12 protein-coding genes are annotated in these 18,603 nt (G+C 72.3%); 9 read left to right on the top strand and 3 right to left on the bottom strand.

Annotated features, from left to right (window positions below; translation table 11 throughout):
• Positions 1-58: 58 nt before the first annotated feature.
• Entirely contained in the window at positions 59-817 is a 759-nt protein-coding gene (locus tag ACIQ9P_RS25355; RefSeq protein ID WP_402360326.1) for a response regulator, read from the top strand.
• 97 nt (positions 818-914) lie between these two features.
• On the opposite strand, the gene ACIQ9P_RS25350 is transcribed toward ACIQ9P_RS25355, so the two are convergent.
• Together ACIQ9P_RS25350 and ACIQ9P_RS25345 are read right to left on the bottom strand one after the other, a co-directional pair.
• Positions 915-2,135: a winged helix-turn-helix domain-containing protein gene (locus ACIQ9P_RS25350; RefSeq protein ID WP_402360324.1), complete on the bottom strand. Its 1,221-nt coding sequence runs from the start codon at positions 2,133-2,135 to the stop codon at positions 915-917.
• A gap of 168 nt (positions 2,136-2,303) precedes the next feature.
• Positions 2,304-2,912, bottom strand: coding sequence for a GNAT family N-acetyltransferase (locus ACIQ9P_RS25345; RefSeq protein ID WP_402360321.1), 609 nt, complete (start codon positions 2,910-2,912; stop codon positions 2,304-2,306).
• A gap of 251 nt (positions 2,913-3,163) precedes the next feature.
• On the opposite strand from ACIQ9P_RS25345, the gene secA reads away from it, so the two are divergent.
• Positions 3,164-5,926 carry a preprotein translocase subunit SecA gene (secA, locus tag ACIQ9P_RS25340; RefSeq protein ID WP_402360318.1) on the top strand — a complete coding sequence of 921 codons (2,763 nt, stop codon included), beginning with the start codon at positions 3,164-3,166 and terminating at the stop codon, positions 5,924-5,926.
• A 164-nt stretch (positions 5,927-6,090) separates the two neighbouring features.
• On the opposite strand, the gene ACIQ9P_RS25335 is transcribed toward secA, so the two are convergent.
• Entirely contained in the window at positions 6,091-6,579 is a 489-nt protein-coding gene (locus ACIQ9P_RS25335) for an Rv3235 family protein (RefSeq protein ID WP_402360315.1), read from the bottom strand.
• Between the two features lie 409 nt (positions 6,580-6,988).
• On the opposite strand from ACIQ9P_RS25335, the gene ACIQ9P_RS25330 reads away from it, so the two are divergent.
• The 7 genes from ACIQ9P_RS25330 to ACIQ9P_RS25300 all read left to right on the top strand — a co-directional run bounded on the left by ACIQ9P_RS25330 (position 6,989) and on the right by ACIQ9P_RS25300 (position 18,592).
• Complete coding sequence (locus ACIQ9P_RS25330; RefSeq protein ID WP_402360312.1) at positions 6,989-8,173, top strand: patatin-like phospholipase family protein; 1,185 nt, start codon at positions 6,989-6,991, stop codon at positions 8,171-8,173.
• Between the two features lie 152 nt (positions 8,174-8,325).
• Positions 8,326-8,835, top strand: a complete 510-nt coding sequence (locus ACIQ9P_RS25325) for a DUF6912 family protein (protein WP_402360309.1) — start codon at positions 8,326-8,328, stop codon at positions 8,833-8,835.
• Between the two features lie 104 nt (positions 8,836-8,939).
• Positions 8,940-9,596: an HAD family hydrolase gene (locus tag ACIQ9P_RS25320; RefSeq protein ID WP_402360307.1), complete on the top strand. Its 657-nt coding sequence runs from the start codon at positions 8,940-8,942 to the stop codon at positions 9,594-9,596.
• Between the two features lie 216 nt (positions 9,597-9,812).
• A complete protein-coding gene (pruA, locus tag ACIQ9P_RS25315) occupies positions 9,813-11,438 on the top strand; it encodes an L-glutamate gamma-semialdehyde dehydrogenase (protein WP_402360371.1) in 1,626 nt (541 codons plus the stop codon).
• Between the two features lie 331 nt (positions 11,439-11,769).
• Entirely contained in the window at positions 11,770-16,716 is a 4,947-nt protein-coding gene (locus ACIQ9P_RS25310) for an NAD-glutamate dehydrogenase (RefSeq protein ID WP_402360304.1), read from the top strand.
• A 161-nt stretch (positions 16,717-16,877) separates the two neighbouring features.
• Entirely contained in the window at positions 16,878-17,507 is a 630-nt protein-coding gene (locus ACIQ9P_RS25305) for an RNA polymerase sigma factor (RefSeq protein ID WP_402360300.1), read from the top strand.
• Positions 17,504-18,592 (top strand): CU044_5270 family protein, encoded by a 1,089-nt coding sequence (locus ACIQ9P_RS25300; protein ID WP_402360297.1) that lies wholly within the window; start codon positions 17,504-17,506, stop codon positions 18,590-18,592. Before ACIQ9P_RS25305 ends, ACIQ9P_RS25300 begins: the two co-directional genes overlap by 4 nt.
• The last annotated feature ends 11 nt before the right edge of the window (positions 18,593-18,603 follow it).

Genomic DNA, 18,603 nt, shown 5'->3' with positions numbered 1-18,603 from the left:
GAGGTGCCCCGGCCGTGGAATGATTGGCCGACGACGACCGGCGACGGGGGAGGAGCGGATGGGGGATCACTTCGGGCTGGGGCCCGCGACAGTGCCGGTCGTGGGGGTGTCGCCGGGGCTCGGGACGGAGCCCGACTACGCGCCGCGCCGGGGGGAGCCGATCCGGGTCCTGGTGGTGGACGACCACGCGCTGTTCCGCCGCGGCCTGGAGATCGTGCTGGCCGAGGAGGAGGACATCACCGTCGTCGGCGAGGCGGGGGACGGTGCCGAGGCGGTGCTCAAGGCGGCCGACCTGCTGCCGGACATCATCCTCATGGACGTCAGGATGCCTCGCCGCAGCGGGATCGAAGCCTGCACCGCGATCAAGGACGTGGCTCCCAGTACCAAGATCATCATGCTGACGATAAGCGACGAGGAGGCCGACCTCTACGAGGCGATCAAGGCGGGGGCCACCGGCTACCTGCTGAAGGAGATCTCCACCGACGAGGTCGCCACCGCGATCCGCGCGGTCGCCGACGGGCAGTCCCAGATCAGCCCGTCGATGGCGTCCAAGCTGCTCACCGAGTTCAAGTCGATGATCCAGCGCCGTTCCGACGAGCGGGAGTTGGTGCCCGCGCCGCGACTGACGGACCGGGAGCTGGAGGTGCTGAAGCTGGTGGCCACCGGGATGAACAACCGGGAGATCGCCAAGGAGCTGTTCATCAGCGAGAACACCGTGAAGAACCATGTGCGCAACATCCTGGAGAAGCTCCAACTGCACTCCCGGATGGAGGCCGTGGTGTACGCGATGCGGGAGAAGATCCTCGAAATAGGCTGACCGCGGGGCCCGGTGGGTCGACGGGCCCCGGCACCCGGCACCCGGCGCGTCCGGGGGCGGAGCGTCCGGGGCCGGGGCGTTCGGGCCGGCGGTCGCTTCAGGCCAGCAGTCGCTCCAGCGCCGGGCGGAGCGACTCGTCGTGCAGCGTCTCGACCCGGACGGCGTCGCAGCCCACCCAGCCGGCCGCCTCGCGCAGCGCGTCGGCCAGTGCCTCCAGGTGCCGGGGCGAGTCCAGTGAGACCTGACGCGCCACCAGGGTCCTCCCCTCGCGGGCCGGGTCGACCCGGCCGACGAGCCGGCCGCCGGCCAGGAGTGGCATCGCGAAGTAGCCGTGCACCCGCTTGTGCTTGGGGGTGTACGCCTCCAGCCGGTGGAGCATGCCGAAGATCCGCTCGGTGCGCGGACGCTCCCAGACCAGTGAGTCGAACGGCGACAGCAGGGTGGTGCGGTGGCGGCCGCGCGGCGTCGTGGCGAGTGCCTCCGGGTCCGCCCAGGCCGCGCCGGGAGCGCCGTCCGGGCCCCAGCCGGCCACCTCGACCGGGACCAGGCCGGAGTCGGGCAGCGCCGCGTCCACCTGCTCGGCGCGCAGCCGGTGGTAGTCGGCGATGTCGGCCCGGGTGCCCACGCCGAGGGCCGCGCCGGACTGGGCGACCAGGGTGCGCAGGCACTCGGCGTCGTCCGGCTCGGCGGCGAACAGCTCGGTGGGGACGGCCTGTTCGGCCAGCGCGTAGACGCGCTTCCAGCTCCGGCGCTCGGTGCACACCACGTCGCCGAAGGCCAGGGCCCGCTCCACCGCGATCTTGGTGTCCGACCAGTCCCACCACTCGGCGGTCTTCTTGGCGCCGCCCAGCTCGGTGGAGGTGAGCGGGCCCTCGGCGCGCAGCCGGTCCAGGACCGAGCGGTACGTCGCCGCCTCGCTCTGCTTGCCCCAGACGTGGTCCTTCGCGCGGTAGCGACGGCGGCGGAAGGCGAACAGCGGCCATTCCTCCATCGGCAGGATGCACGCCGCGTGCGACCAGTACTCGAAGGTCGCGCCGGCGCCCCAGTACGCCGCCTCGACCGCCGGGCGGCCGACCGCGCCGAGCCGGGCGTACGGCACGAGTTCGTGGGAGCGGGCCAGTACCGAGATGGTGTCGAGCTGGACGGAGCCGAGCCGGCGCAGCATCCCGGGCACCCCGGCGCGGCGGTCGGGCGCGCCGAGCAGGCCCTGGGCGCGCAGGGCGATCCGGCGGGCGTCGTCGGCGCCGAGCACGGCCACCGGGGCGGGGCGGGAGGAGGGGCCGGGGGTCGGGGCCGAGCCAGGGGTCGAGGCGGTCATGCCGGGGAGCCTAGAGGCCGGCACCGACAATTCGCCCGCCCGGCAGGAGTCCTGGTGTTCCGGGCGGGCGGGGCGAGGGTGCGGCGGTGCGGTCGGGGCGGTGCGGTCGGGGCGGTGGTGCGGCCGGGGCGGGGCCGGGCGGCAGCCGGACGCCGGGGGCGGGGCGGCTCAGCCGGGAAGGTCGCCGGGCAGCAGGGAGGCGATCCACGCGTCGTGGAACTGTCCGCGCTGCTCGGCGTACGCCCGCAGGGTGCCCTCGAACCGGAAGCCGACCTTGGCGGCGACCGCGCGGGAGCCGTCGTTGCCCACGTAGGCGAGCCATTCCAGTCGGCGCAGGCCGAGTTCGGCCAGTCCGTAGCGGGCCACCGCGGTGGCCGCCTCCACGGTGTAGCCGCGGCCGCGGAACTCCTTGGTCGCCCACCACCCGATCTCGGCCACGCCGGGCCGCCCGGCGGGGAGCATCAGCCCCTGGCTGCCGACCAGCGCGCCGGACTCGCGCTCGAACACGCACCAGACCAGGTTCTCGCCGGTCCGCCAGCCGTTGCGGGCCAGGTCGGACACGAAGTACTCCGCGTCGCCGCGCGAGTACGGACTGGGGACGACCGTCCAGCGCTGGATCTCCTGGTCCTGGCAGGCGGCGTTGATCGCGTCGATGTCCGACTCGCGCGGAGCGCGAAGGACGAGGCGCTCGGTGGTGAGGGCGACGGGCTCGCGGGCGGGACCGGCTGCGGGCGGGCCGGACCGCTCCCCGGCGCGGGGTTCGGGGCTTTCTTCCATGGGCGGATTATTTCGTCCAGAGATGAATCCGAGCATCCGATTAACAGTCCCGGGCGCCCAACTCTCCGGACGGCTGCCCGGTTTGCCCCGGTGGGGAACGCTATCGGGGTATGTGCTCGCAGGGGTGACACGGGAATACCGTGCTGACGCACCTCCCGAGGCGTTGGGCTCCTCGCATACGATGGCCCGTGCGGTGGGGTGGATCCGCCGTGCAGTCGTCCAGTGCCAATACAGGCAAGGAGCCCGCTCTCGTGTCCGTCTTCGACAAGATCCTGCGCGCCGGCGAAGGCAAGATCCTTCGCAAGCTGCAGCGGATTGCCGCCCAGGTCAACTCCATCGAAGAGGACTTCGTCAACCTCACCGACGCCGAGCTTCGCGCCCTGACGGACGAGTACAGGCAGCGGCTCGCCGACGGCGAGTCGCTGGACGACATCCTCCCCGAGGCGTTCGCCACCGTCCGTGAGGCCGCCAAGCGCGTGCTCGGCCAGCGGCACTACGACGTCCAGATCATGGGCGGCGCCGCGCTGCACCACGGCTACGTCGCCGAGATGCGCACCGGTGAGGGCAAGACCCTCGTCGGCACCCTGCCCGCGTACCTGAACGCGCTCACCGGCAAGGGCGTGCACCTGATCACGGTCAACGACTACCTCGCCGAGCGCGACTCGGAGTGGATGGGCCGGGTGCACCGCTTCCTCGGTCTCGAGGTCGGTGTGATCCTCGGCAACATGACGCCCGCCGAGCGCAAGCGTCAGTACGGGATGGACATCACGTACGGCACCAACAACGAGTTCGGCTTCGACTACCTGCGCGACAACATGGCGTGGTCGAAGGACGAGCTGGTCCAGCGCGGCCACAACTTCGCCGTGGTCGACGAGGTCGACTCGATCCTCATCGACGAGGCCCGGACCCCGCTGATCATCTCCGGCCCGGCCGACCAGGCGACCAAGTGGTACGCCGACTTCGCCAAGCTGGTGCTGCGCCTGAAGATCGACCGCGACTACGAGGTCGACGAGAAGAAGCGCACCGTCGGCATCCTGGAGGAGGGCGTCACCCGGGTCGAGGACTACCTCGGCATCGACAACCTCTACGAGTCGGTGAACACCCCGCTCGTCGGCTTCCTGAACAACGCCATCAAGGCCAAGGAGCTCTACAAGAACGACAAGGACTACGTCGTCATGAACGGCGAAGTCATGATCGTCGACGAGCACACCGGCCGTATTCTGGCCGGCCGCCGCTACAACGAGGGCATGCACCAGGCGATCGAGGCGAAGGAAGGGGTGGAGGTCCAGAACGAGAACCAGACCCTGGCCACCATCACCCTCCAGAACTTCTTCCGCCTGTACGACAAGCTCGCGGGCATGACCGGTACCGGCACCACCGAGGCGGCCGAGTTCCACCAGATCTACAAGCTCGGTGTGGTGCCGATCCCCACCAACAAGGACCCGCTGCGGATCGACCAGCCCGACCTCATCTACAAGTCGGAGCCGGCCAAGTTCGCGGCCGTGGTCGAGGACATCGCCGAGAAGCACGAGAAGGGCCAGCCGGTGCTGGTCGGCACCGTGTCGGTCGAGAAGTCCGAGTACCTGTCGCAGGAACTGCGCAAGCGCGGCATCCCGCACGAGGTGCTGAACGCCAAGCACCACGAGCGCGAGGCGCAGATCGTCGCCCAGGCCGGCCGCAAGGGCGCCGTCACCGTCGCCACCAACATGGCCGGCCGCGGTACCGACATCATGCTCGGCGGCAACGCCGACCACCTCGCGGCGGCCGAGCTGGCGCAGCGCGGGCTCACCCCGGAGGACAGCCCGGAGGAGTACGAGGCCGCGTTCCCGGCCGCGCTGGAGAAGGCCAAGGCGGCCGTGAAGGCGGAGCAGGACGAGGTCAAGGAGGCCGGCGGCCTCTACGTCCTCGGCACCGAGCGGCACGAGTCCCGCCGGATCGACAACCAGCTGCGCGGCCGCTCCGGCCGTCAGGGCGACCCGGGCGAGTCCCGCTTCTACCTGTCCCTCGGCGACGACCTGATGCGTCTGTTCAAGGCCGGCATGGTCGAGCGCGTGCTCTCGATGGCCAATGTGCCCGAGGACGTGCCGATCGAGTCGAAGATGGTCACCCGGGCCATCGCCTCCGCGCAGACCCAGGTCGAGCAGCAGAACTTCGAGATCCGCAAGAACGTCCTCAAGTACGACGAGGTGCTGAACCGCCAGCGCGAGGTCATCTACGGCGAGCGCCGCCGCGTCCTGGAGGGCGAGGACCTGCAGGAGCAGGTCGGCCACTTCATGGACGACACGGTCGAGGCGTACGTCACCGCCGCCACCGGCGAGGGCTTCGAGGACGACTGGGACCTGGAGAAGCTCTGGACCGCGCTCAAGCAGCTCTACCCGGTCACCCTTGACCTGGCCGAGCTGGAGGAGGAGGCCGGCGGCGCCGCGGGCCTCACCCCGGAGTTCCTCACCAAGGCCGTCCAGGAGGACGTCCAGGGCCAGTACGGCGCCCGTGAGGACCAGCTCGGCGAGGAGATCATGCGCGAGCTGGAGCGCCGGGTCGTCCTCTCGGTGCTGGATCGCCGCTGGCGCGAGCACCTCTACGAGATGGACTACCTCCAGGAGGGCATCGGCCTGCGGGCCATGGCGCAGCGCGACCCGCTGGTCGAGTACCAGCGCGAGGGCTTCGACATGTTCACCGCGATGATGGAGGGCATCAAGGAGGAGTCCGTCGGCTACCTGTTCAACCTGGAGGTCCAGGTCGAGCAGCAGGTCGAGGAGGTCCCGGTCGAGGACGCCCAGGTGCTGCTCGACAAGCTGGAGAAGGACGCCCCGCGTCCGGAGATCAAGGCCAAGGGCCTGGAGGCTCCCAAGCCGCAGCGGCTGCACTACACGGCCCCCTCGGAGGAGGTCGGCGGCGGTGTGGTCGAGGGCGAGTTCGACGACCTCGGTGCCGAGGACGAGGGCGACGGTCTGACCCGTGCCGAGCGCCGCAAGGCCGCCAAGTCGGCCAAGGGCCGCCGCCGCAAGGGCTGAGGCGGGACCGACCGGTCCGGTCGGCCGCCACGCCGGGCGCCACTCCCGTACGGGGGTGGCGCCCGGCGCCGTTCCGGGCGCCGTTCCCCGGCCCGTCGGGTCCGGGTGCGGCGACGGGCAGGGGGACGGGCAGGACGGCGGGTACGGGGGCGGGCCGGGGCGGCTCATCGGGCCTCCACGGCGGTGCACTGCCACTGGCCGGAGGGCCCGCGCGGCTCCAACCGGAACGCCACCATGTGGTGCCGGCCACCGAGGTCCACCCGGACACACGCCTCGACGGCGCCCGGCGCGGGCGAACGGTCGTGCACCGGGCCGAGCCGAGGCCGTTCGCCGCCCCTGGTCCCGCGCAGGGTGCCGGCCCGGACCAGGGCGGACAGCTGGCCGTAGCAGTCCAGGGTGGTGTGGCGCAGCAACTGGCCGGACGGTCGGGCGCCGGTCAGCACCTCCACCAGTCGGTGCGCGAACCGTGCGCTCAGGCCGACCCGCGGGTCGGGGCCCGGTCCGTCGGCGCAGGCCGTCCGGGGTCGGCGGGGACGTCGCGGTTCGGCGGCCGCCCGGTGGTCCCGGGCGGTGCCGGCCGGGCGGGACGGACGCGCCGACAGGACGGCGGGCGGTGCGAGCGGCGGCGCGGTGCGGTGCGGGCATCTGGTCATGGGCCTTCCTCGGGGCGGCGGACGGGTCGTGGCCCGGGCCGGGCCGGAGCGGTCGGTGGGAGCGGTCGGAGCCGTGCGGTCGGGACGGTGCGGGTGCGGACGGGTTCCTTGCTAGCGGCCGTCCGCGGTGGGCGGCAACGGCTTTGCGCGGGGCGCCCGACCCTCGGGAAAGTTCACCTATCCGGGTGATTCGACCCCCGGGGCGGCGGGTCCGGGACGGGGCCGGTCGGCACCGGGTTGACGCGCCGGGACAGGCGGAAAAGCCCGAAAGAGGACGGTCGCGTTCGCCAGGACGGGCGTTGCGGATCCGGTCGGTCGGCGCGCAGGATCGGAGTCCGGAGCCGGAGCGGGCCGCCGTTCGCGCGCCCGCCCCGGACCGGCACCGCCCCGACGAGGACAGGCGGCCGCCATGACGACATGGGTGTCCGGGACACGACCGGCGCCGGCGCGGGCCGGGGGAACCCCCCGGTGCGGCCTGGTGCTGGGCGGCGGGGGCATGCTCGGCGCGGCCTGGACGGTCGGCGCGCTCTGCGCGGTGGAGGAGGCGACCGGCCGTCGGCCCGGTGACGCCGAGGTGGTGCTCGGGACCTCCGCCGGAGCCGTGCTGGGCGCGCTGCTGGCCGCCGGGGTGGGCACGGACCAGCTCCGGGACCACCAGCGGGGGCTGCCGATCACGACCGGGCCGCTGGCCGGGGCCGACTTCGACTACGACCTGGCGGTCGGCGGGGCGCTGCCACCGCGGCCCCGGGCGGGCATCGGCTCGCCGAGGCTGCTGCGGGACGCCGTGCGCCATCCGCGCGAGTACCCGTTGCTCACCCTGGTCTCGGCGATGGCCCCGCACGGCCGGGGCTCGCTGGAGTCGGTGGGCGCGCTGGTCGACGGGTTGTACGGCGACCGGTCCGCCGGTCCGTCCGACGCCGACGCGTACGACGCCGGCCGCTCCGGCGAGGGCCTGCTCGGTGGTGCCGGGGGGACCGGGGCGGCCCGGGCCGGGGCCGCCCCGCTCGGCGGCGGCGGCCGCGCCTCGGCGCTGCGGGTGGTCGCGGTGGACTACCGCGGCGGCCACCGGGTGGTCTTCGGGGACCCGGACGCTCCGCCCGCCGGTCTCGGCGAGGCGGTGATGGCCTCGTGCGCGATCCCGGGCTGGTTCGCCCCGGTCCGGGTGGGCGGGGCGGAGTACGTGGACGGCGGCTGCTGGTCGGCCACCAACGCCGACCTGCTGCTCGGTCGGGGCCTCGACGAGGTGTACGTACTGGCGCCCATGGCGCTGCTGAGTGACCCGCCGGGTCGTCCGCAACCGGGGCACTCGGAGTCCGTCCCCGGCGCGTCCGGCTTCGCGCGCGCCCGGCATGGGCGCGACCTCCCGCGCGAGCTGCTCGTCCAGCTGCTCGGCCGCTACCGCCGGGCGGTGACCCGGCAACTGCTGCGGGAGGCCGGCCTGCTGCGGGCGGGCGGCGTCCGGGTCCACCTGCTCGCGCCCGCACCGGCGGACCTGGCCGTGATGGGCCCGAACATGATGGACCCGTCCCGCCGGGGCCCGGTCCTGGAGAGCGCGCTGGACACCTGCCGCCGGGTCCTGGCGGCCGCCCGCTGAGTCCGGACGGCGGGTCGGCCGGGGCGGGCGGGTCGGCCGGGAGGCTCCGCGGGAGGACCGGGGGACGCACGGGTGATCGCGATGCCGTGTCCGGAGCTTATTCTTGGGGACGCTGGAAGCTGTGCCGCTGGACGAACCGGAGAGTGCCACCGATGCGCGTGTACGTGCCCACCACCCTGACCGGCCTGGCGGCGGCGCACGCGGGCGGCGCGCTGGAGCAGCCCGCGGCGTACGCCGTCACCCCCGCGCTGCGCGAGTGGTACGTCAGCGACGACCTGGAGGAACTGGAGTACGCGGCGCTCAACCGCGCCGCCCAGTCCTCGCTGCGCCTGCTGGCCGCCGAGCCGGACGCCCCGCGCCGGCGGGTCGTGATCGCGCTCGACGTCGCCGACTCCGCCGTGACGCCGTTCCCCGGCGACGAGTACCAGGACCAGTCCTCGCTGGGCCGGGTGGTGCTGGCCGGGCCGGTGAAGCTGGCCAAGGCGGCCGCCGTGCACGCCGATGTCGCGGACCGCGACGTGGTGGCCGATGTCGCGGCGGCGGTCGGGGCGGTGGTGGCCGCGGACGCGGGCGACCAGGACGCCCAGTTCACCGTGGACGGCGCCGAGGACCACGACCTGCTGTGGTTCGCCACCCAGGAGATCGCCGCCCTGCTGGCCTGAGCCCGCCGCCGGGGCCCGAGCCCCGGCCCGGGCCCCGCTCCGGGCCCCGGCCGTCGTGAGCCCCGTCCTACCGGTTGGGTCCGGCCCGGCGCTACCGTACAGACGTGCGCACTCATATCGTCTGGGACTGGAACGGAACGCTCTTCCACGACATGGAAGCGGTGCTCGGAGCGAGCAACGCCGCTTTCGCGACCATCGGCGTGGCGCCGATGACGCTGCAGGAGTACCGCGAGCAGTACGAGATCCCGATCCCCCGGTTCTACCAGCGGCTGCTCGGCCGGCTGCCCTCCGAGGCCGAGTGGCTGCGTCTGGACGACGCGTTCCACGACCGCTACCACCAGCTGAGCACCGCCTGCGGCCTCACCGACGGCGCCCGTGAACTCCTGGACGGCTGGCGCGCGGCCGGACGGAGCCAGTCGCTGCTGTCCATGTACGCGCACGACCGGCTGCTGCCGATCGTCGAGGGCTTCGGCCTGACCGGCCAGTTCCTGCGGGTGGACGGGCGCAGCGGCCCGGCCGGCGGGCAGAAGGCCGAGTACCTGGTCCGGCACCTGGCGGCGCTCGGCACGCGGGTGGACCCGGCCCGCACCGTGCTGATCGGGGACGCGGCGGACGACGCGCTGGCCGCGCTGGAGGCGGGCGCGCACGCCGTGCTGTACACCGGCGGCTCGCACACCAGGGAGAAGCTGGAGCCGGTCGGGGTGCCGGTGGTGGACAGCCTGGCGGAAGCGGTGGAGCTGGCCGGCCGGATCGCCGGCTGAGTCGCCGCCACCGGCACCGGCTCTCGGCACCTCCCCGGGGACCTCCTCGGGAAACCGGCCGGGTTCCCCCCCGGCACCGCGACGTGGCGCGCGCCACTCCACCGTCGGCGTGTCCGGGCAGGCGCGGCGCCCCCGCGCTGGTCAGGCTGGACGGGTGCCGCGCCCGTCGTCGGAACGGGCCGGCCGCCCCCACCAGGAGCGGAGCCCGCCATGCCCATCGACGCAGTCACCGACGTCCCGGTCCCGGGCAACGAGCCGGTGCTCGGCTACGCGCCCGGCAGCCCGGAGCGGGAGCGGCTGGTGCGCCGGCTGGACGAGCTGGCCGCCGATCCGGTCCCGCTGCCGATGACCATCGGCGGCGAGCAGCGGTTCGGCGGCGGCGAGCGGATCGACGTCGTCCAGCCGCACCACCACGCGGCGAAGCTGGGTGTCCTGGGCAACGCCACCCGGGAGGACGCCCGGGCCGCCGTGGACGCCGCGCTGGCGGCCGGGCGGGAGTGGCGCGGGCTGTCCTTCGACGACCGGGCGGCGGTCTTCCTGCGCGCCGCCGACCTGCTGGCCGGGCCGTGGCGGGAGACGCTCAACGCGGCGACCATGCTCGGCCAGTCCAAGACGGCCCAGCAGGCGGAGATCGACTCGGCCTGCGAGCTGATCGACTTCTGGCGCTACAACGTCCACTTCGCCCGCGGGATCCTGGCCGAGCAGCCGGTCTCCTCGCCCGGGGTGTGGAACCGCGTCGACCACCGCCCGCTGGAAGGTTTCGTCTACGCGGTCACCCCGTTCAACTTCACCGCGATCGCCGGGAACCTGCCGACGGCGCCGGCGCTGATGGGCAACACCGTGGTGTGGAAGCCGGCGCCGACCCAGACCCTGGCCGCGTACCACCTGATGCGGCTGCTGGAGGCGGCCGGGCTGCCGCCGGGGGTGATCAACCTGGTCACCGGTGACGGGCAGCAGCTGTCCGCGGTGGCGCTGGCGGACCCGGCCCTGGCCGGGCTGCACTTCACCGGGTCCACCGCGACCTTCCAGTCGCTCTGGCAGACCATCGGCGCCAACATCGGCGGCTACCGCGCCTACCCCCGGATCGTCGGCGAGACCGGCGGCAAGGACTTCCTGCTGGCGCACCGCTCGGCCGATCCGGAGATCCTCAAGGCGGCGCTGATCCGGGGCGCCTTCGAGTACCAGGGCCAGAAGTGCTCGGCGCTCTCCCGCGCGTACCTGCCGCGCAGCCTCTGGCAGCGGATCAAGGACGACCTGCTCGCCGAGGTGGACGCGCTGGCCGTCGGCGACGTCACCGACCTGTCGAACTTCATGGGCGCGCTGATCGACCGGCGCGCGTTCGAGCGCAACCGGGACGCGATCGAGCGGGCCAAGGCCGATCCGACGGTGGCGCTCGCGGCCGGCGGCCAGTACGACGACGCGATCGGCTGGTTCGTCCGCCCGACCGTGCTGGTCTCCTCGGACCACCGCAACGAGATGTTCCGGACCGAGTACTTCGGCCCGATCCTGGCCGTCCACGTCTACGAGGACTCCCGCTGGGACGACGTGCTCGGCCGGGTCGACGCGGGCGCGCCGTACGGGCTGACCGGCGCGGTGGCGGCCCAGGACCGCTACGCGATCGCGCAGGCCGTGGAGGCGCTGCGGTTCGCGGCCGGGAACTTCTACATCAACGACAAGCCGACCGGCGCCGTGGTGGGCCAGCAGCCGTTCGGCGGTGGCCGGGCGTCGGGCACCAACGACAAGGCGGGCGCGCCGCAGAACCTGTTGCGCTGGACCTCGGCGAGGTCGATCAAGGAGACGTTCGTGCCGCCGACCACCCACGTTCACCCGCACATGGGCTGAAAGCCGACGCTCCGCACACGTGCTTCGCACGAAGTTCCGGCTTTCGGCGCAAACCGGCAGGCTGATTGGACAAGCTGTCCAGGACGGCCCGATCTTCCTGCGGGTTTGCGCCTGCTTGTCCCCTGACACCTTCGATTGATCCCGTTAGGCTGGCTGGCGTCGTCGGGTGGCTCCGCAGGCCGAACGTTGCGTCCTACCCGCTGCAGAGGTGTTCCATGCGTGCATGGGCCCTTTCAGCTGGATGGTGCGGCAGGATTGCGGAAGACCCCGGCGATGGACACCGAGACCACCACCGAGTCACGCAACGGCGCGCGACAGGAGCCAAGAAGTCATGCAGACCAAGCTGGACGCAGCCAAGGCCGAACTGCTCAGGAAGGCAGCAGCAGCCGCTGAGAACAGCCAGGTGGGGGGAGCGGCGCCGGGGGAGGGACTGAGCAACGGCGCTCTGTCCGCGTACCTGCACCACTACTACCTCCACACGGCGCCCGAGGACCTGCTCGACCGCGACCCGGTCGACGTCTACGGCGCGGCCGCCTCGCACTACCGCCTGGGCCTCAAGCGTCCCCAGGGCACCGCCGAGGTGCGGGTGCACACCCCCTCGGTCGAGGAGAACGGCTGGTCCTGCGGCCACACCGTGGTCGAGGTCGTCACCGACGACATGCCGTTCCTGGTCGACTCGGTGACCAACGAGCTGTCCCGCCAGGACCGCGCGATCCACATCGTGATCCACCCCCAGCTGGTCGTCCGCCGCGACATCACCGGCAAGCTGCTGGAGATCCTCGACGTCGACGCCTGCGCCCGCAGCCAGGCCGCCGGCGCCGAGTGGCCGGCCGACGCGACCGTCGAGTCGTGGATGCACATCGAGGTCGACCGCGAGACCGACCGCGACGACCTGCGCGAGATGGAGACCGGCCTGCGCCGGGTGCTCGGCGACGTCCGCGAGGTCGTCGAGGACTGGACCAAGATGCGCGACTCCGCGCTGCGTCTGGCCGACGAGCTCGCCGAGCAGCCCCCGGCCGGCCTGCCCGAGCAGGAGGTCGGCGAAGCCTGGGAGCTCATGCGCTGGCTCGCCGACGACCACTTCACCTTCCTCGGCTACCGCGAGTACGACCTGGTCGAGCACGAGGGCGAGGAGGTCCTCAAGGCCGTCGCCGGGACCGGCCTCGGCATCCTGCGCTCCGACCCGATCGGCCACGACGACCAGCACCACGCCGTCAGCGAGGCGTTCGGCCGGCTGTCGGCGCCGGTGCGCGCCAAGGCCCACGAGAAGAAGCTGCTCGTCCTCACCAAGGCCAACAGCCGGGCCACCGTGCACCGCCCGTCCTACCTCGACTACGTCGGCGTGAAGAAGTTCGACGCCAACGGCGAGGTCATCGGCGAGCGCCGCTTCCTCGGCCTGTTCTCGGCCGCCGCCTACACCGAGTCGGTCAGCCGGATCCCGGTCGTCCGCCGCAAGGTCCAGGACGTCATCGTCGAATCCGGCTTCTCCACCGAGAGCCACGACGGCCGCGACCTGCTGCAGATCCTGGAGACCTTCCCCCGGGACGAGATCTTCCAGACCCCGGCCGAGGAACTGCTGCAGATCGCCACCAGCGTGCTCTACCTCCAGGAGCGCCGCCGACTGCGGCTGTTCCTGCGCCAGGACGAGTACGGACGCTACTTCTCCGCGCTGGTCTACCTGCCGCGCGACCGCTACACCACCCGCATCCGGCTGCGCCTCATGGACATCCTGATGCAGGAGCTCAACGGCGCCTCGATCGACTACACGGTCTGGTCGACGGAGTCGGTGCTGACCCGACTGCACTTCGTCGTCCGGGTCACCCCCGGCAGCGAGCTGCCGCACCTCACGGACGTCGAGATCGAGCGGATCGAGGCCAAGCTGGCCGAGGCCGCCCGGTTCTGGATGGACGGGTTCAACGACCAGCTGCACGTCGAGCTGGGCGAGGAGAGGGCCGCCGAGCTCTCCCGCAAGTACGCCAACGCCTTCCCCGACGGCTACCGCGCCGACTTCACGGCGCGCACCGCGGTCGCGGACCTCAAGCAGATCGAGGCGCTGCACGGCGAGGGCGACTTCCGGCTGAACCTCTACCAGCCGGTCGGCGCCGGCGACGACGAGCGCCGCTTCAAGATCTACCGGGTGGGCGGCCCGATCTCGCTCACCGAGGTGCTGCCGGTCCTCCAGCGGCTCGGCGTCGAGGTGCTCGACGAGCACCCGTACGCGCTGACCCGCTCCGACCACACCACCGCCTGGGTGTACGACTTCGGCCTGCGGCTGCGCGAGGCCGTCGAGCTGACCGACGAGGCCCGCGACCGCTTCCAGGACACCTTCGCCGCCACCTGGACCGGCAAGGCCGAGAACGACGGCTTCAACGAGCTGGTCCTGACCGCCGGTCTCACCTGGCGCCAGGCGATGATGCTGCGCTCGTACGCCAAGTACCTGCGCCAGGCGGGCTCCACGTTCTCCCAGGACTACATGGAGGACGCGCTCCGCAACAACACCCACACCACCCGCCTGCTGGTGAACCTCTTCGAGGCCCGGCTGAGCCCCAGCCACCAGCAGGGCGCGCTGGAGCTGACCGAGGGCATCCTGGAGGAGCTGGCCGGCGCGCTGGACGAGGTCGTCTCGCTGGACGAGGACCGCATCCTGCGCTCGTTCCTGCACCTCATCCGGGCCACCCTGCGGACCAACTTCTTCCAGCACGACGGCACCGGCGAGTGGCACTCCTACGTGTCGATGAAGTTCGACCCGAAGGCGATCCCGGACCTGCCGGCCCCGCGCCCGGCGTTCGAGATCTGGGTCTACTCGCCGCAGGTCGAGGGCGTGCACCTGCGCTTCGGCAAGGTCGCCCGCGGCGGTCTGCGCTGGTCCGACCGGCGCGAGGACTTCCGCACCGAGATCCTCGGCCTGGTCAAGGCGCAGATGGTGAAGAACACCGTCATCGTGCCGGTCGGCGCCAAGGGCGGCTTCGTCGCCAAGCAGCTGCCGGACCCGTCGGTGGACCGCGACGCCTGGCTGGCCGAGGGCATCTCGTCCTACAAGACCTTCATCTCGGCGCTGCTGGACATCACCGACAACCTGGTCGGCGGCGACGTCGTCCACCCGGCCGACGTGGTCCGCCACGACGAGGACGACACCTACCTGGTCGTCGCCGCCGACAAGGGCACCGCGACCTTCTCCGACATCGCCAACGGTGTCGCCGAGTCCTACGGCTTCTGGCTGGGTGACGCGTTCGCCTCCGGCGGCTCGGCCGGCTACGACCACAAGGGCATGGGCATCACCGCCCGCGGCGCCTGGGAGTCCGTCAAGCGCAACTTCCGCGAACTCGGCGTCGACACCCAGTCCGAGGACTTCACCGTCATCGGCATCGGCGACATGTCCGGCGACGTCTTCGGCAACGGCATGCTGCTCAGCGAGCACATCCGCCTGGTCGCCGCCTTCGACCACCGCCACATCTTCCTGGACCCGAACCCGGAGGCGGCCTCCTCGTACGCCGAGCGCCGCCGCCTGTTCGAGCTGCCCCGCAGCTCCTGGGACGACTACGACCGGTCGCTGATCTCGGCCGGCGGCGGGATCTTCCCGCGCAGCGCCAAGTCGATCCAGCTCACCGCGCAGGTCCGGGCCGCCCTGGGCGTCTCCGACACCCGGCTCACCCCCGCCGAGCTGATGAAGGCGATCCTCCAGGCGCCGGTCGACCTGTTCTGGAACGGCGGCATCGGCACCTACGTCAAGGCGTCCACCGAGACCAACGCCGAGGTCGGCGACAAGGCCAACGACGCCATCCGGGTCAACGGCGAGCAGGTCCGCGCCCGCGTCGTCGGCGAGGGCGGCAACCTCGGCTGCACCCAGCTCGGCCGGATCGAGTACGCGTCCACCGGCGGCCCCGAGAGCGCCGGCGGCTGGATCAACACCGACGCCATCGACAACTCGGCCGGTGTGGACACCTCGGACCACGAGGTCAACATCAAGATCCTGCTCAACCAGGTCGTCGCCGACGGCGACATGACGGTCAAGCAGCGCAACACCCTGCTCGCCGAGATGACCGACGAGGTCGGCCACCTCGTGCTGCGCAACAACTACGCGCAGAACGTGGTGCTGGCCAACGCGGTCGCCCAGGCGCACAGCATGGTCAACGTCCACTCCCGGATGATCAACCGCCTGGAGGCGGCCGGCCAGCTCGACCGGGGCCTGGAGTACCTGCCCACCGAGCGGCAGATCCGCGAGCGCCAGCAGAACGGCCGGGGCCTGTCCCAGCCCGAGATGTCGGTGCTGCTCGCCTACACCAAGATCACCCTCGCCGAGGAGCTGCTCGCCACCGACCTGCCCGACGACCCGTTCTTCCGCACCGCGCTGCACGAGTACTTCCCCAGCGCGCTGCGGGCCCGGTTCGCCGAGCAGATCGACCGGCACCCGCTGCGCCGCGAGATCATCACCACGCTGATCGTCAACGACACGATCAACCGCGGTGGCTGCACCTTCGCCTTCCGCCTGAAGGAGGAGACCGGCGCGACCTACGAAGAGGTCGCCCGCACCCACACCGCCGCCCGGGCCGTCTTCGGCCTGGAGGAGATCTGGGCCGAGATCGAGGGCCTGGACAACCGGGTCCCGGCCCCGGCGCAGACCAGGATGCGGCTGCACTCGCGTCGCCTGGTCGAGCGCGCCACCCGGTGGATGCTCAACAACCGGCGCCAGCCGCTGGACATCGCCGGCACCATCGAGTTCTTCCACGACCGGGTCAACCAGGTGTGGGGCTCGCTGCCCAAGCCGCTGCGCGGTGACGACCTGGTCTGGTTCGAGCACATCTACGGGGAACTCGCCGCCGCCGGTGTGCCGGAGGAGCTCGCCACCCGGATCGCGGGCCTGTCCTCCACCTTCCCGACCCTGGACATCACCGAGGTCGCGGACCGGTCCGGCAAGGACGTCGCCCAGGTCGCCGAGCTCTACTACGACCTCGCCGACCGGCTGCAGATCACCCACCTGCTCGACCGCATCATCGAGCTGCCCCGGACCGACCGCTGGTCGTCCATGGCCCGCGCCGCCATCCGCGAGGACCTCTTCGCGGCCCACGCGGCGCTGACCGCCGACATCCTGGCCTGCGGCCCCGAGGGCGCCACCCCGGAGGAGCGGTACACCGCCTGGGCGGAGCTCAACGCGACCCTGCTGAACCGCGCCAAGAGCACCCTCGACGACATAAGGGGTTCGGACAACTACGAGCTGTCCAGCCTCTCGGTCGCGATGCGTGTCATCCGCACCCTGCTCCGCACGGGTTCGATGCGCTGACGAGGCTGTCGTGGTGAACGGCGGGCCCGCGTCCCTGGTGGACGCGGGCCCGCCGCTTCGTGTCCGGCCGCGGAACGCTCTTCGGAACGGTTTTCCCAGCCGGGTCGCAACCGGGTCGCAACCGCTTCGGAACCGCTCCGGCGCCGCGGACAGGTGGAGGTGTGGAGCTGTCACAGCGGGGACGGATACGGAACGGGGACCAATGGGCGTTCGGGGAGCTGTTCGATCAGTCGGCAGACGACCTGTACCGGTACGCGGTGCGGGTCTCGGGGGACTGGGCGGTCGCGGAGGACATCGTCCAACTGACCTTCCTGGAAGCGTGGCGGCTGCGCCACAAGCTGCGCGAGAGCGACGAGCCGGTCCGCCCCTGGTTGTTCGGGGTCGCCGCCAACGTGCTGCGGAACACGACCCGGGCGGCCCGGCGGCACCGCGCCGCGATGGAGCGGCTGCCGGTCAGGGACGTGGTGCCGGACTTCGCCGACGAACTCGTCGGGCGGCTTGACGACAGCGCCCAACTGGCCGCGGCGCGGCGGGCGCTGGAACGGCTGCGGAAGGCCGAGCGGGAGGTGTTCGGCCTCTGCGTCTGGGCCGGGCTCGACTACGCCAGTGCCGCCGAGGCGCTCGGAGTGCCGGTCGGAACGGTGCGTTCGCGGCTCTCGCGCGCCCGCACCAAGCTCCGCGCACTCGCCGAGGAAGAACTCGGGAAAGGGCGGGAACTCCGCCCCGAGCCCGGACAGGTACGGGTTGGCCGCGCCGATGCGGCCCGGTCGACACGGGAGACGAACCGATGAACGAGCACGAGCGTGCCGAACTGGCCCGGCTGCTGCCGCCGCCGGCGCGGCCCGAACTCTCCTCCGACCGCCACCGGCTGTTGAGGGGACATCTGATGAGTGAGATCCGGGACACCAAGCCCACGCGGGTCCGGCGGGGGAAGCTCGGCTGGGTGGCGATTCCGGCCCTGGCGGGCGGTCTGGCCCTGGCGATGGTCCTGCCGGGCGGCGGTGACGGCGCGGCCTCGAAGGCCCCGCTGGCCCAGCAGCAGGGCGAGCAGCAGGTCCAGGGCGCGCAGCAGGCCGAGAGCGGCGGCAGCACGCTGAACGCCGCCCCGGTCGCCGCCGTCCAGCTGCTGACCCAGGCCGCCGACACCGCGGCCGGCAAGCCCGACCCGAAGCCCGGCAAGAACCAGTTCGTCTACGTGGACAGCAAGGTTTCCTTCGCGGGGACCAACCTGGCCACCGGCGAGACCAAGGTCGACGCGCCGCACCGCCGCCAGATCTGGCTGTCGGTGGACGGCAGCCAGTGGGGCGTGCTGAAGGAGGAAGGGAAGTTCGGCAAGGCCGGCGAGGCCGCCGTCAAGGAAGGGGACAAGCGCCCCGCGCCGCGTCCCGACGGCGGGCTGTGGCTCGACCCGGCCAAGAAGCCGAGCCTGGGCGCGCCCACCTACAACTACCTGGCCGGTCTGCCGACCGACCCGGACGCGCTGCTGAAGAAGATCTACGCCGAGACCAAGGGCCAGGGCCGTACCCCTGACCAGCAGGCGTTCACGACCATCGGGGACCTGCTGCGCGAGCAGATCGCTCCGCCGGCCGTCAGCGCCGCCCTCTACCGGGCGGCGGCGAAGATCCCCGGTGTCAGCGCGGTCGCGGACTCGGTGGACGCCTCGGGCCGTCACGGCGTGGCCGTGGCGCACGAGGACAGCGGCGTCCGGACCGAGTGGATCTTCGAGCCGAAGACCCACGAGTTCCTCGGCGAGCGCGAGGTCGTCGTCACCGACGGCGACCTCGGCAAGGCGGGCACGGTGGTCGGCCACTCGGCGGTGCTGAGCCGCTCGATCACCGACAAGCCGGGCGACGAGCCGAAGCAGAACAACGCCTGATCACAGCACGA

It is taken from the genome of Kitasatospora sp. NPDC094019 (assembly GCF_044764505.1).
Lineage (GTDB): Bacteria > Actinomycetota > Actinomycetes > Streptomycetales > Streptomycetaceae > Kitasatospora.
This window is presented reverse-complemented; position numbering and strand designations above follow the sequence as displayed.

Coding starts and splice junctions, on each gene's coding strand:
- ACIQ9P_RS25355 (WP_402360326.1), top strand. CDS start 59: ATGGGGGATCACTTCGGGCTGGGGCCCGCGACAGTGCCGGTCGTGGGG.
- ACIQ9P_RS25350 (WP_402360324.1), bottom strand. CDS start 2,135: ATGACCGCCTCGACCCCTGGCTCGGCCCCGACCCCCGGCCCCTCCTCC.
- ACIQ9P_RS25345 (WP_402360321.1), bottom strand. CDS start 2,912: ATGGAAGAAAGCCCCGAACCCCGCGCCGGGGAGCGGTCCGGCCCGCCC.
- ACIQ9P_RS25335 (WP_402360315.1), bottom strand. CDS start 6,579: ATGACCAGATGCCCGCACCGCACCGCGCCGCCGCTCGCACCGCCCGCC.
- ACIQ9P_RS25330 (WP_402360312.1), top strand. CDS start 6,989: ATGACGACATGGGTGTCCGGGACACGACCGGCGCCGGCGCGGGCCGGG.
- ACIQ9P_RS25325 (WP_402360309.1), top strand. CDS start 8,326: ATGCGCGTGTACGTGCCCACCACCCTGACCGGCCTGGCGGCGGCGCAC.
- ACIQ9P_RS25310 (WP_402360304.1), top strand. CDS start 11,770: ATGCAGACCAAGCTGGACGCAGCCAAGGCCGAACTGCTCAGGAAGGCA.
- ACIQ9P_RS25300 (WP_402360297.1), top strand. CDS start 17,504: ATGAACGAGCACGAGCGTGCCGAACTGGCCCGGCTGCTGCCGCCGCCG.